Source organism: Mycolicibacterium cosmeticum, from assembly GCF_000613185.1.
GTDB lineage: Bacteria > Actinomycetota > Actinomycetes > Mycobacteriales > Mycobacteriaceae > Mycobacterium > Mycobacterium cosmeticum.
The window spans coordinates 2,315,329-2,329,604 of record NZ_CCBB010000003.1; the positions used below are offsets into that span (position 1 = coordinate 2,315,329).

Sequence of the window (14,276 nt, forward strand, 5' to 3'; positions counted from 1 at the left end):
CGGGTACCGTTACGCCGATGGAGCTGTTGGATACCGACACCCCGGACGGCACCGCCATCGCCTTGCATGCCCGTCCCGTGCAGTTCGACCTGACCGACGTCCCGGCGCATTACGTCTACGGATATCCCGTCGCCACGCACCTCTACAACGGCCTGAGCCTGCTGCTGCCGGCCGGCGAGGAGTGGTTCATCACCGTCCTGAAAGAGGCGCTGCCGCACATCCAGGACGAGAAGCTGCGTGAGGACGTCATCGGCTTCATGGGCCAGGAGTCCATGCACGCCAACGCCCACGTCGGGCTCAACGAGTACCTGACCCGGCACGGTATCGACCCCGCACCGATGCTCGACCGCGCCAACTGGGTGTTCGGCCACCTGCTCGGTCCGCGCCAGACGACGGGGGAGGAAGCGCACAACTACCTGGTCGAGCGGCTGGCGGTGATCGCCGCGCTGGAGCACATCTTCGCCTTCCTCGGCGACTGGGTGCTCAACGCGGATCGGCTCAACGACACCACCGTCCACCCGGTGGTGCTCGACCTGCTGCGCTGGCACGGGGCCGAGGAGGTCGAGCACCGCATGGTCTCGCATGACGTGCTGCACTACTTCGACGGCAGCTACGTCCGCCGGGCGCGCGCCCAGGTGGTCGTCGCCCCGGTCCTGCTGTACCTGATCTGGCAGGGCATCCGCTATCTGATGCGCGTCGACCCGAATGTCACGATGTCACGTCGGCAGCGGAAGGTGGTGTGGCGCAACCTGTTCCGGTCCGCCCGTCGCGGCGTGACGCCGCCCATCCGGCACCTGGTGCTGCGCGCCCTGCAGTACTTCTCGCCCTGGTATCACCCCGGCGACGTCGGCGACACCGCGCAGGCGGTGGCCTATCTGGCGTCCTCGCCGGCCACCCGGCCCGCCGCGCAGTGAAACACGTCCCGCCGGTCGGCGCGCCCATCGACGACCGGGCCATCAATGTGGTGGCCACGGTGCTGGACAAGTTCTGGCTGCGTCCGGTGACCCGCAAGGGTTACACCGATCACCGCGCGGTGCGCAGCCCCGACGACCCGATGACGTTGGTGCTCACCGACCGTGTCGTGGTCGCCAGCGACAACGACGTGGTGGCACTGACTTTCGCCGATCCCGGTGGCGGGCCGTTGCCGGCCTGGCAGCCGGGTTCGCACCTCGATCTGCACCTGCCGTCCGGCCGGCGACGGCAGTACTCACTGTGCGGTGACCCGCAGGACCGGTCCCGTTACCGCATCGCGGTACGCAAGATCCCCACCGGCGGTGGGGGTTCGCTGGAGATGCACGCGCTGGCCGAAGGGGACACCGTCACGGTGCGCGGGCCGCGCAACGGCTTTCCGTTCATCCCGCATCCGCGCGTGCTCTACCTGGCCGGTGGCATCGGCATCACGCCGATCCTGCCGATGGTGCGGGCCGCCCAGCGGTTGGGTCTGGACTGGCATTTCGTGTACTGCGGCCGCAGCGCCGACACCATCCCGTTCCTCGACGAGATGTGGCAGTGGGATCCGGCCCGGGTCACCATCCGCCTCGACGACGAGCACGGCATCCCCACGGCCGACGACCTGCTGCGCCACGCGCCCCGGGCCGGTGCGGTGTACGTGTGCGGGCCCCCGCCGATGATCGAGACCGTGCGCCACGGGTTCGGCCGAACCGATTCCAGCGCACTGTATTTCGAGCGTTTCAGCGCACCTCCGGTTGTCGACGGCAGCCCGTTCGAGGTCGAGTTGGCCGGCACCGGTGAGGTGGTCTCCGTCGCGGCCGACGAGACGCTGCTGCAGGCGCTGACCCGGGTCCGACCCGACATCGCGTACTCGTGCCGACAGGGTTTCTGCGGTACCTGCAAGATCGGGGTGCTAGCCGGCGCGCCCGACCACCGGGACAACCGGCTGACCGACGACGAACGTCAGTCCTCGATGCTCACCTGCGTATCACGTTCGCTCTCACCGCGTCTGGTGCTCGACGCATAGACCACCGTCGACGCGGCGAGCATGGCCACCGCGGTCAGTGCCGGCAGTTGCACCCACGGGGAATGGCCGACATAACCGTCCACCGACCGCCACGGATACCGCGACAGCGCCGCCCCGGCCAGGATCAGGCCCGCGGCGCAGGTGCCGACGGTGACCGTCTCCAGCGGTCGGGGCCGGTGCCGCAGCAGATGCCGCGCGCCGAGCGCCGCCGCGACCACCACCGCGCCGGCCACCCCGCTGATCACCGCGCCGGCCGCCAAGGCCAGGACCCCCAGCAGGACCGGCCGCGGCTGCCAGGTGCGCACGGGCTCACCGGCGCGTGGACGCCGGATCGGCAGCAGCGCAAGCAGCGCCAGGATCGGCAGCAGGGCCAACCCACCGAACAGCCCGACGCGGTAGGCCGCGTTCGAGGGGAAGGTCAGGGTGATCGGACCCGACGTGTCCGCCGGGACCACCCACCCCTGCTGCCAGCCGTTGACGGTGACCGGCCGCAGTGCGGCACCGCCGGCGGTATGGGCCACCCAGCCCGGGTTGCGGCTCTCGGGCACCACCAGGATCCGATCCTGGCCGGACGCCGTGACGTCGACCTCCCGACGGTCCGGTCCCCACTGCCCGCGGTGAACCGGATCCATTGGAGCGGAATGCAATTCGCGTGATGCCGGTGCCGCCAGCGCGATCCCGTCGACGAAGAACGACGGCCCCGGACTGATCAGCAGTTCCTGCTGCCCGGCGGGCAGCGCGATCGGCCGGTTCTGGCAGGGGCTGGCGGCGATCGGCGCACCGTCGAGCAGTGCGCCGACGGTGGTGGTGATCGAGGTCTGCACGAACTGGCCGGCCACCCCGATGATCGGCCCCTGCCCGCAGGGCAACGTGATGGCGCGCGTGCGGTTGGCCGCGCCGTCGGCGGCGGCGACGGGCCGGTGGGCCCGGTCCAGCGCCGTCACCTCCGCCAGCCCTGGCGGCTTGAGCTGGTCGAAACCCAGTGCGTTGCGGTCGATCACGTCACGCCAGTCCAGGATGGACACGGTGATGGTGTCGGTCACCCGCGGTTTGAGGTCGACGGTCTGGGTCTTGGTGCCGGTCAGCGGGCGTACCTGCGGGCCGTCGCCGAGATCGATGGCCACCATGGTCGGATGCGCGGGCAGCTCCGAGCTGCTCGGCGCCAGCATCAGCGCCGCCACCTCCGCGGGTCTGGGCAGTTTGACCGTGAGGCTGGGCGCGGTCTTGAACTGCACCACGTTCTGCGGTGCGGTCCACGCCGTGTGCGGATCACCGTCGGCGGCGGCGTACGCCGAACCGAGCACGTCGATCGGGTCGGCGTCACCGGTGGCACGCGCGGTGGCGGGCATCGCGATCAGGTCCGCCAGGCGCGGGCCCTGACGGGCCCGGACCCAGACGGTCGGGGTGACCGACGTGGCCGCGGGCACGGTCAGGGTGCGGCTCAGGTTCACCGGCTCCTCGGGGGCCAGCGCCATCGCCGCGGCGCACCGCACCCCGTCCGGCGCCGTCGCGCATCCGGGCTGTCCCTGCAATTCCGTGCCGAGATCCCATTGCGCCACTTCCGATCCCGCGGGCGGGCCGGGTACCTCGACGGTGTGGCGCAGATTGACCGGATGGGCGAAACCGGAGGCGTCGTACTGGGTGACCGTGAAGTCGGTGATGCCGAACTGGACGCCGGGGGAGCCGTCGTTGGTGCCGACCGCGGTGATGCGCATCCACGGCGTCTCGCCGTAGGGCAGGGCCACCGACAGCGGCTTGCCCGGCTGGTCGAACCGCAAGGTGGTGGTGCCGTTGGCGGTCGACACCTCGATCCTGCGCACCTGGGCCCCGACGGCCGTGGCGCTCGGGGTGATGGTGAGTGAGGCGTTGGTGATCGGGTGGTCGAAGTCGACCTGCAGCCACTGCCCCACCGCGGTCTGCAACGCGTTGGAGACCCAGCTGGTCGACGAGTCCCCGTCGATCGCGGCGGCCGGGCCGGTCGACGGCGAGACATTGGGCAGTGCGGTGGAATCCGCTGCCGAACTGGACGCGGTGATCCGGCCGCCGGACCATCGGCCGTAGACCGGATCGGTGCCGGCGGGATAGTCCATCACCCGGTTGAAGGTGTGCCGCGGATCATCGGGGGTACGCACGGCCGACGAGTGGTTGTCCACCCGGCCGTAGTCGGTCTCGCGAGCCAACGGGGTGTCGGTGACGGTGACCAGCGGAGCAGGCAGTCCGGCACGTTCGGCGTCGGCCGTCAGCAGCATCGGGCCCAGCGGCTCTCTGCCCAGCAGTCGGCGCCGTTCGTTGAGGCGCAACAACGCTTCCGGGCCGCCGTCCACGCGGGCCAACGCGTCGGTGTCCACCAGATACGGTCCGGTGACGGCGTTGCGCACGCGGTAGATCTCCACCGCTGGATACCGGGGTCGCAACCCGCTGTCGGCGACGAATCCCTCCAGCAGGCCGGCCCCGACAGGCTCCCCGAAGGAGGCCACCTTCGTCAGGCCGGGGGAGTGGTCCACGGCGCGGTGCACCAGCAGTGGCCGCGCCGACCGGGACGTCTCGGGATCCAGGTCGTTGCGCACCACCAGATAGGAAATGCCTTGCTGGGCAAGGGTGTCGGCGAGCCCGGCGGACGGCCGGCCGGCCGCGAACAGGCGCTGCACCGAATCCAGCGCGCGGATGGTCTCCGGCGGGGTGAGCGGAATGGAATCCCGTACCCCCCATGGGCTGTCGCCGAGGACCTGCAGCGGTTCGTCGTGGGTGTTGCCCCACGTCTGGGTGGCGAACGGGGCGCCGGGCGCCACCAGCACCCGGCCCCGGTCGGTGTTGTGCTCGTCGAGCCAGCGGGCCGTGTCGTGCCAGTACTGCGGAATCGCGCTGAAGCTGCCGGGCGGGGTGAGCCGGCCGGTCCACGCCAGCGACGACCCCGCGGCCAACGCGGCCAGCACGACGATGGCCACCGCCACCCGCCGGTCCTTCTCCGGGTGCGTCCACACCGGCAGCCACACCGCGCGGGGCGCGCTGCCCGGCAGCGGAACCCGGCCCAGCAGATGCGCCAGCCCCAGCGTCAGCGGCAGCCGGATCAAGGGTTCGAGCTTGTGCACGTTGCGCAGCGGGGTGCCGGCGGCATCCAGGAACAGCTGCACCTGGTGGGCGATCGGCGAACCCAGCCCGCCGGAGTAGCCCGCCGCCAGCGCGACGATCCCGATCAGCAGGATGGTGATGAGCCGGCCGCGGGCCGGCATGGTGCGCATCGCCAGCCCGGCCAGCCCGGCGGCCGCGACGAGGGTGGTGGCCAGCACGGCCACCGACCCGGTCACCAGGGAGGAGCCGGCGGTCGCCGTGGTGGCCACGAACGGTGTCCAGCTGTCGGTGCCCCGCAACACCTCGGTCAGCGACAGCCAGCTGGTGGTGACGCCCGAGGATTCGATGTAGTCCAGGAACGGCGGGCTGATCCGGCCCAGCAGCACCAGCGCCACCGCCCACCAGGTGACGGCCAGCACCGTACAGACCGCCCACCACGCGGTGAACCGCCACCACTGCCGGTTCGGCCGGTGTGCGGCCCACCAGATGACCGCCGCCAGGCAACCGGTCAGGGTGGCCACGGCGTTCACGGCGCCCATCAGGGCGACGGCCACCGCGGAACGGGCGGCCAGCGTCCGGACTCTGGGGTCGCCGCGCATCACCAGGATCACCGGCAGCAGCACCCACGGCGCCAGCATCATCGGCAGCGTTTCCGACGAGATGGCGCCCAGGGTGGTCAGCACCCGCGGGGACAGGGCGAACGCCGTCGCCGCGATGATCCGGGACGTCGGATTCCCGATCCCCAGCGCCTCGGCCACCCGCAGCAGGCCCCAGAAACCGGCCGTCAGCAGCAACGCCCACCACAGCCGCTGGGTCACCCAGCCGGGCAGCCCGATCAGGTCACCGAGCAGGAAGAAGGCCCCGTGCGGGAACAGATAGCCGTACGCCTGGTTCTGCGCCTGGCCGAACGGCAGGTCGCTGTTCCACAGGTTGGCCGCGCGGGCCAGAAACCGCAGCGGGTTGGCGGTGAGGTCCAGTTTGGTGTCGGGCGAGACGCGGCCCGGGGACTGCGCGAGGCACAGGATCAGCGAGACGAGGCCGACCAGCCACAACCAGCGGCGGGACAGCGGGGCAGCGACAGGGAAAGATCCCGGGGTGGGCGAAGCGACGAGGTCGGATTCCCGATCGGCGGTTGCCCCGGGATTAGGCCCGGTCGCCGTATTCAACGCGGTTGAGCACGGATGACGCCGGGTCACCCGACTGCACCGGCGGCTTGGTGTCCTGCTGGATCATCAGCGTCACACCGAAGATCGCGGCCGCGCCCAGCAAAAGGCCGACGACGATGCTGGCCGCGGCGGGCACGACGAACCGATCCATGCCGTCAACCTAGCACGGGACAATATGAGGATGACGAGTCCGGAACGGGTGTTCTGGCGCGGCGCCGCCTGCACCGTGTGGGTCGGCTACGACGCCGCCGGCGCGTTGGTGTTCAGCGGCTACGACCGCGCGCACCTGGACGGCTATGAATACTCCGTCGTCGTGGCGCCTGACCAGTTCCCGGCACTGCGCCGCGCCCTCGGCGTGACCGCGGCCGCCGACGTGGTGGACGCGGTCTGTGCGCACGTCGACGACATCATGCCCGGCGGCGAGCGAAGCTGGCTGGACGCCCACGGCATCGGCTGCGAGCTGCGGACCTGACGCCCGCCCCGGCCGACGCCGGGCGCCGACTAAGGTCACTTGGCATGCCGATGTCCCGCACTCTGGGTGCCCTGACAGCGCTGTCCGGACTGTTGCTGGGCTGCTCCCACGCCGAACCCGCCGCGTCGCCGGTGACCAGCAGCGTCACCCCGGCATCCACCAGCGCACCGCTGGCCCCGGCCCCGGCCGAGGCGCTGCCGCTGTGCGGCGACGTCACCGCCATCCCGCTGCGCGAGAAGCTGGCCCAGCTGCTGATGGTCGGTGTCACCGACGCCGCCGACGCCAGGGCCGTGGTGGCCAACTACCACGTCGGCGGCATCTTCATCGGCAGCTGGACCGACAAGTCGATCTTCGGTGACCTCAAGGGCATCACTGACGCCGCGTCCGCGCTGCCGTTGGGGGTCAGCGTCGACGAGGAGGGCGGCCGGGTGTCGCGGCTGTCCGACCTCATCGGAGCGCAGCCCTCGCCGCGGGTGCTGGCCCAGACCAAGACGCCCGACGAGGTGTACCAGATTGCGCTGCAACGCGGACAGGCGCTGCGCGGGCTCGGCATCACCGTCGACTTCGCCCCCGTCGTCGACGTCACCGAGGAATCCGATGACGAGGTGATCGGCGACCGGTCCTTCGGTTCGGACCCGGCCAAGGTGACCGAGTACGCCGGTGCCTACGCCCGCGGGCTGCGCGACGGCGGCGTCACGCCGGTGCTCAAGCACTTCCCCGGACACGGTCACGGCTCGGGTGACTCGCACACCGGCGGGGTGACCACCCCGCCGCTGGACGCGTTGAAGGCCGACGACCTGGTGCCGTACCGGACGCTCACCACCGAACCGGGTGTCGCGGTCATGGTCGGGCACCTGCAGGTCCCGGGACTGACCGGCACCGACCCGGCCAGCCTCAGCGGCGCCGCCTACGCTCTGCTGCGCTCCGGCGGCTACGGCGGACCGGGCTTCAACGGGGTGGTCTACACCGACGACCTGTCCAGCATGGCGGCCATCAACGCGCGCTACGGCGTGGCCGAGGCGGTGCTGCGGGCGCTGCAGGCCGGCGCCGACGTCGCGTTGTGGGTGACCACCGGTGAGGTGCCCGCGGTGCTGGACCACCTGGAGAAGTCGGTCAACGCGGGCCAGCTGGCGGTGCCTCGATTGGATGACTCGCTTCGCCGGTTGGCGGCGGCGAAATGCGGATAATCTGACGCGCATGACCACACATCGCGCCGTGCATGTCGCCTCCGCCCAGGCCCCGCTCGAACTCGTCGACGTGCAGACGTCGCCGCCGGCGGCCGGGCAGGTGCGCATCGACGTGGCGGCCTGCGGCGTGTGCGGCACCGACCGCGAATTCGTGGCCGGACACTTCCCCGGCATGACCTGGCCGTTGACCCCTGGACACGAGATCGCCGGCACCATCGCCGAAATCGGCTCCGGTGTCGAGGGTTTCGCGGTCGGTGATCGGGTGGCGGTCGGCTGGTTCGGCGGCAACTGCAACCACTGCGCTCAGTGCCGCAAGGGTCAGTTCATCCACTGCGAGAACGGTCAGGTGCCCAGCTGGCAGTACCCGGGCGGGTATGCCCAGTCGGTCACCGCACCGGCCACCGCGCTGGCCCGGATTCCCGACGGGTTGTCCTTCGTCGACGCCGCGCCGATGAGTTGCGCCGGTGTCACCGTCTACCACGCACTGCGTTCGACGCATGCCGTCGCCGGTGACCGCGTCGCGGTGCTCGGTGTCGGCGGGCTGGGGCATCTCGGCATCCAGTTCGCCCGGGCCATGGGGTTCGAGACCGTCGCCGTCGCGCGCGGCGCCGACAAGGCCGACGATGCCCGCCGGTTCGGTGCCCACCACTACGTCGACTCCACCGCGGGTGATGTCAGCGAGGCGCTGCGCGCGCTCGGCGGTGTCGCGGTGGTGCTGGCCACCGCCGCCAACTCGACCGCGATCGGGCAGACGGTCGGCGGGCTGAACCCGCGCGGTGAACTGGTCGTCATCGGGGTGTCGGCAGATCCGCTGCCCATCAGCCCACTGGATCTGATCACCCCGGCGCTCACGGTGGCGGGTCATCCGTCGGGAACCGCTGCCGACGTCGAGGACACCATGAATTTCGCTGTCCTGCACGATGTCCGGGCGCAGATCCAGGAGTATCCGCTGGAGCAGGCCGCCGAGGCGTACGCCGCCATGGAACACGGCCGCGCCCGGTACCGCGGGGTCATCACGATCTGAGCCGGTTCAGCGCACCACCAGGACGTGCTGCAGCGACGGATCCGATGCGCTGATGGGCGTGCCCGCCGCGGCCAACGCCCGCAGCAGGGCAACCGCCTCGGCGGTCAGGCGCTCGCCCGGCATCACCAACGGTATCCCCGGCGGATACGGCGTGATGGCCTCGGCGGACACCCGGCCGGTGGCCGCGGCCAGCGCCACCGCCTCGTCGGCTGCGAAGAACGCCTCACGCGGGGTCAGCACCGGCTCGGGCCGCAGGCCCAGCAGGTCGGCGACCAGACCGGCGTCGCCGCCCGCATCGACACGCGTGCCGAAATGCGCCGAAGCCTCGGCGAATCCGTCGACCAGGCGGTCCATATCGTGATCGGTGTTGCCGATCGTCGTGATGCACAGCAGGTGGCCCGGCCCGCTGAGTTCGGGTTGCACCCCGTGCACGCGATTCAGCCGGACCAGCACGTCCCTGGCGTCGGCGGCCAGGCCCCCGGTGCCGACCAGCAGCTTGGTCTCGTCCAGATGGCAGAAACCGGATTCCGGGCCGGTGGCGTCGGACGGGCGCAACACGCGCAGCCCCGGGATCGCCTCGATCCGCGCGGCCGCCGCCCGTGCCCGCCGCAGGGTTGCGCTGAGCAGTTCGGTTCCCGCACAGGCCATCTCGCGGCGCGCCGTGTCGATCGACGCCATGATGGCGAAATGCGGGCTGGTGGTCTGTACCAGTTGCAACGCCCGCCGCACCGCCGCCGGATCCAGCTGCGCCGGGTCGATGTGCAGCACCGCGGCCTGGCTCAGGCCGGAGAGGATCTTGTGCACCGACTGCACCGTCGCCGCCGCCCCGGTTCGCTCGGCGGCCGGGGGTAGCTCGTCGTGGAAGCCGAAGTGTGGTGAGTGCGCGCCGTCCACCAACAGCCTGGCCCCGTGGCTGCGGCACAGGGCGGACAGCGCCGCGATATCGGCGGTGGTGCCGTAATAGGTGGGGTGCAACAACCAGAGTGCCGTGGCGCCGGTGTCCCGCAACGCCTGCTCGACGACGGTGACGCTCAGTCCGTGCGCGACGCCGAAGCGGGCGTCCCACTGCGGTTCCAGCCACACCGGCCTGGCCCCGGACTGCACCAGCCCGGCCAGCACCGACTTGTGCGCATTGCGTTGCACCAGAACGGTTTCGCCGGGACGCAGCGCGCTCAACGCCACCGCGATGTTTCCGCCGGTGGAGCCCTGCACCATGATGAAACTCTGGCCGGTGCCCCACGCCTGGGCTATCAGCCGCTCGGCGTCGGCGATCGGGCCCTCGGGGCAGTGCAGGGTGTCCAGGTCGGGCAGGTTGTTCAGATCCACCTCGGCGATGTGCGTCCGCAGCCAGGGGTCCAGCGACCGGCCGCCCTTGTGCCCCGGACTGTAGAACGGCGCCTGCCCACGTTCGACGAAGGCGCGCAACGCCTCCAGCAGCGGCGCCTCAGACTGGTTCAAAGCCCGTACACCCGGGTGGCGTTGTGCACGCCGATCAGGTCGACGATCCGGATGGCGTCGGCTACCGTGCAGTCGCCGTGCCGGATCCAGCCGCCGAGCTCGATCCCCATGGCGCGGCGCCACAGCACCGAGCCCAGCACATGCAGTTCGGGCGGGCCGAACGCGTCCGAGGAGAACAGCTGTTTGGCGAACGGCGCCGTCTCCATCGCCTCGGCCACCAACCCGGTGGACCGCACGCCCAGATAGTTGATCCCCAGCCCGACATCGAAATTCACGTGGTCGAAGGCCTGCGCCAGATATCCGGCCTGCCGGTGGAACGGGTAGCAGTGCAGCAGCAGCACCGGCACCGGTGCCATGGTGCGCAGCAGCGGCAACAACAGCAGCGGATCGGTGCGGTGCAGGTCCAGATCACGGTCACCGAAGCCCACGTGCACCTGGATCGGCAGCCCGCGCTCGGCGGCCTCGTGCACGCCGAAGGCGATCAGCACGGGGCTGTCCAGGCGCAGCGACCCGCGTGCGGCCAGCTCACGGGCATGCTGCACGACCAGTTCGTCCGGGGGCCGCGACCAGTCGATGTCGAAACCGGTGCGGTACGCGGCGATGGTCTTGGTGCCCACGGTGTCCGGGTCGTCGACCGCGGCGGCCAGGCGCGCACGGAACGCCGCGGGGAAATCCTGTGCGGCCGTGCCGTCCTCGAGCAGTTCCTCGGCGAGCCGTTCCAGCCGCAGGATCGACGACGACGGTCGGCCGCTCAGCTCGGTGAGCCGCTGCGGGGTGGTGATCAGGTCACCCTTGAATCCGGTGTCCACCACCCAGCGCTCGATGCCCGCGGCCGGCAGCAGCAGTTCGGCCAGCTCGGCCGGGCTGAGCTCGGCCCGGCGCTTCCAGTACGTGTCGGCGTCGGCGAAGGCCTCCAGTCCCAGCAGCGGGGCGCACCAGCGGCGGATGGAAAGGCCCAGCGGAGAATCGAATTGGGTCATGAAGTCGGGAATGGGGTCGTTGGACCCCTCGTTGATGGACTGCTCGAAACCGGCGCGGTCGACCGGTTGGTCGAACACCCCGTGCACGTGATGGTCGATCAACGCGACGGTACGCAGATGATCGGCCAGCCCGTCCGGCACGTCCACCCGATCGAAGACATCGAGCACCTCACCACCCGGCATAGCGGGCCACCTCCTCGGCGTCGACGCTACCCGCCGCGGCATCGGCGATGGCGGCTCCGACGATCTCCGCGGCCCGCAGCGCCTCGGCCTCGGTGAGCACCAGCGGCGGCGTGATCTCCAGGACGTTGCCGCCGACGTAGAACACCACCACGCCGAGCTGCCAGGCGCGGTACACCACCTGCGCCGCCAGCCGCGGATCACGGTCACCGGTGGCCGGGTCCACGAGCTCCAGCCCGATGGCCAGACCGCGACCGCGCACGTCCCCGATGCGGTCGGAATCCAATTCCTGCAACGCCTTCCGTAGGACGGCGCCGACTTTCGCCGCCCGTTCGGGCAACTGCTCGCCGACGATGGTCGCCAGCACGGCCCGGCCGGCCGCCGTGCACACCGGGTTGCCCGCCGTCGTCAGCAGCGCCGCCGCCGGTGGGGCGTCCAGCACCGCGGCCGGACCCACCGCGGCCGAGAGCGGCAGGCCGCCGCCGAGCACCTTGCCGAAGGTGACGATGTCGGGCACCACGCCGTCGTGCTCGAAGGCGTGCAGGGTGCCCGGGCGGCCCAGGCCCATCTTGACCTCGTCACAGATCATCGGCACCGCGAAGCGCCGGCACACCTCGTGCAGCCGGGCCAGGAATCCGTCGGGCGGCACCACCAGCCCGCCGTCGGACAGGATGGGCTCCACGATCAGGCAGGCGACGTCACCGGCCGCCAGGTGCTCCTCGGCCAGGGCCAGGCAGTGTCCGGCGTCGTCAAGTCCGGACGGCCGAAAGGGGTTGGGGTAGGGCAGGAATGCCACGTCGGCGTCGGGTGCCACGCCGGCGTCGACGTGCACACCGGACACCCCCATCGCGACGCCGACACCGCCGTGGTAGCTGTGCTCGAAGGCCACCACCCGGCGCCGGCCGGTGGCGTGCCGGCAGGCCCGCAACGCCACGTCGTTGGCATCGGATCCGGCGTGGCCCAGGTAGACCCGGCGCTCACCGTCGCCGGGCACCAGGGCGAGCAGGTCCTCGGCCAGTCCCACCGAATCCGGGTGCACGGCGGACAATCCGCCCGAGCCCGGGGCGGTGCGCACCGCCCTACTGACCGCCTCCACGACCGCCGGGTGCCCGTGCCCGAGCCCCGAGGCCGTCCACGTCGCCGACAGGTCCAGCAACTCGCGGCCGTCCGGTGTCACCAGTGTGCTGCCGTGCCCGGCCACCACTTCCAGCGGATAGAACCGCAGTTTCTCGATTCCCGCGATCACGGCCTCGTCACGGGCGTAGAGGGTGGCCGTCACGGCGCGCCCGGCAGTTGCAGTTCGGCGGTCAGTGACTGGCCGACCCGTTTGGCGATGCCCGAGGCGGCCAGCGCGATCACCAACCCGACCAGGCACCAGTACACGCCCAGAAGCGGGGCGGCGGTCCAGGTTTGGGCGTCCTTGACGTTGAACCACAGCACCACCGCGATCACCACGGCACCCAGCAGGGGCAGCACCAGCCCGGCCACCTTCCCGTGGCCGCCGTGTACGGCAACGAATTTCGGGGCGCCGACGAACCACGCGGCGGCGATCTCGACGAGCAGATAGCACACCATCAGGCACACCGACCCGGCGACGGCGAACAGGAAGTAGGTGTCGATAGCCGGGTTTCCGGTGCCCATGTCCGGCCAACCGGCCAGCCCGCAGACCAGGTCCACCACCAGCGCCAGCCCGACCACCAGCCAGGTCGCCCGGCGCGGTCCGCCGGTGGACGGGTGGATGTGCGCCAGCGACCGCGGGCCGAATCCGTCGCGGCCGAAGGCGTACAGCATCCGGCCCGAGGTGGCGGCGGTGGCCATGTGGCACCCGAAGGCGGCCACCGTCGCGGTGAAGATGATCAGCAGGCTGAACCACTGGCCGATATAGGTGCTGCCCAGGTCGCCGAGGGTGTTCCCGGAACCCTGAAACGCCGCCAATCCGGCCTCGTCCGTACCGAATCCGATGACCTGGGCGAACATCACGACGACGAACAGCACACCGGTGAGGATCAGGGTGCCGCCGAGCGCCCGCGGGATGTTGCGGCCCGGGTTGTCGGTTTCCTCGCCCATCGACGCGCAGGCCTCGAACCCGGCCCAGGACAGGAACGCCGCCACCACGCCGGACAGCACCGCCGACGGGGACACCCCGCCGGAGAAGGAGAACACGCTGAAATCGACACCGGTCGACGGCGCCCCGCCACGGGCGAAGATCACGATCACCAGGATGACCATGGCGAGGATGCCGATGCCCTCGATCGCCAGCAGGATCTTGGCCAGCAACCGCACGTCGCGGCCGGCCAACAGGAACGAGACGGCGGCACCGATCACCACGGGTACCAGCCACGGCAGTTGGTAGGGATGGTCGGAGCCGGCCTGCAGTTGGGCGATGAATGCGTTGGTGAAGGCGGCCGTCAGCGCCAGGGTGCCGATGGAGAATCCGACGTAGGCGCCCAGCATCGCGAAGCCGGAGAAGAAGCCGGTGCGGGGCCCGACGGTGCCGCCCACCAGGGCGTAGGCCGACCCGGCGTGGTTGAGGTGGCGGGTCAGCCGGACAAAGCTGTAGCCCACCAGCGCCACGCCCACCAGGCCGATGACGAACACCAGGGGCAGGGCCTTGCCCACGGTGGCGATCAGCCCCTGCCCGTTGCCGGACATGGCCAGGGTCGGGCCGACGGTGGCGACCGACAGGGCGAGCGCCACCCAGAAGGGCAGCCGGCGCCGGGTCAGTTGGTCGTGTTCGGGTGTGGTTTCCGTGCTCATCGAGG

At 71.0% G+C, this 14,276-nt stretch carries 11 protein-coding genes; 5 read left to right on the forward strand and 6 right to left on the reverse strand.

The annotated features are described in order from the left end of the window. Positions 1-17 precede the first annotated feature (17 nt). Positions 18-914, forward strand: a complete 897-nt coding sequence (locus BN977_RS30455) for a metal-dependent hydrolase (protein WP_024450308.1) — start codon at positions 18-20, stop codon at positions 912-914. Beyond that, positions 911-1,978: a PDR/VanB family oxidoreductase gene (locus BN977_RS30460; RefSeq protein ID WP_051562063.1), complete on the forward strand. Its 1,068-nt coding sequence runs from the start codon at positions 911-913 to the stop codon at positions 1,976-1,978. Before BN977_RS30455 ends, BN977_RS30460 begins: the two co-directional genes overlap by 4 nt. On the opposite strand, the gene BN977_RS30465 is transcribed toward BN977_RS30460, so the two are convergent. Beyond that, a complete protein-coding gene (locus BN977_RS30465) occupies positions 1,915-6,114 on the reverse strand; it encodes an alpha-(1->3)-arabinofuranosyltransferase (protein WP_191262652.1) in 4,200 nt (1,399 codons plus the stop codon). The two genes, BN977_RS30460 and BN977_RS30465, sit on opposite strands and share 64 nt — an antisense overlap. Before the next feature lie 76 nt (positions 6,115-6,190). Further along, positions 6,191-6,364, reverse strand: a complete 174-nt coding sequence (locus BN977_RS32140; protein WP_064961435.1) for a DUF2613 domain-containing protein — start codon at positions 6,362-6,364, stop codon at positions 6,191-6,193. Between the two features lie 30 nt (positions 6,365-6,394). Here BN977_RS32140 and BN977_RS30470 point away from each other — a divergent pair, with 30 nt between their 5' ends. The 3 genes from BN977_RS30470 to BN977_RS30480 are packed head-to-tail and all read left to right on the forward strand — an operon-like array spanning position 6,395 to position 8,896. Next, positions 6,395-6,685, forward strand: coding sequence for a hypothetical protein (locus BN977_RS30470; protein WP_036403816.1), 291 nt, complete (start codon positions 6,395-6,397; stop codon positions 6,683-6,685). Positions 6,686-6,729: 44 nt separating this feature from the next. Further along, on the forward strand, positions 6,730-7,872 hold the full coding sequence (locus BN977_RS30475) for a glycoside hydrolase family 3 N-terminal domain-containing protein (protein WP_036403818.1): 1,143 nt from the start codon (positions 6,730-6,732) through the stop codon (positions 7,870-7,872). Positions 7,873-7,882: 10 nt separating this feature from the next. Then, complete coding sequence (locus BN977_RS30480; RefSeq protein ID WP_036403820.1) at positions 7,883-8,896, forward strand: alcohol dehydrogenase catalytic domain-containing protein; 1,014 nt, start codon at positions 7,883-7,885, stop codon at positions 8,894-8,896. 6 nt (positions 8,897-8,902) lie between these two features. Here the strand turns inward: BN977_RS30480 and BN977_RS30485 are convergent, their stop codons facing one another. Genes BN977_RS30485 through BN977_RS30500 form a run of 4 tightly spaced genes read right to left on the reverse strand, consistent with a single transcriptional unit; the run spans position 8,903 to position 14,271 of the window. Then, a complete protein-coding gene (locus tag BN977_RS30485) occupies positions 8,903-10,354 on the reverse strand; it encodes an aminotransferase class I/II-fold pyridoxal phosphate-dependent enzyme (protein WP_036403822.1) in 1,452 nt (483 codons plus the stop codon). Beyond that, positions 10,351-11,517: an amidohydrolase family protein gene (locus BN977_RS30490; RefSeq protein ID WP_036403824.1), complete on the reverse strand. Its 1,167-nt coding sequence runs from the start codon at positions 11,515-11,517 to the stop codon at positions 10,351-10,353. The genes BN977_RS30485 and BN977_RS30490 overlap by 4 nt, the downstream gene beginning before the upstream one ends. Then, positions 11,504-12,793, reverse strand: a complete 1,290-nt coding sequence (locus BN977_RS30495; protein WP_036403826.1) for an aspartate aminotransferase family protein — start codon at positions 12,791-12,793, stop codon at positions 11,504-11,506. Before BN977_RS30495 ends, BN977_RS30490 begins: the two co-directional genes overlap by 14 nt. Beyond that, complete coding sequence (locus BN977_RS30500) at positions 12,790-14,271, reverse strand: APC family permease (protein WP_036403828.1); 1,482 nt, start codon at positions 14,269-14,271, stop codon at positions 12,790-12,792. The genes BN977_RS30495 and BN977_RS30500 overlap by 4 nt, the downstream gene beginning before the upstream one ends. Positions 14,272-14,276 lie beyond the last annotated feature (5 nt).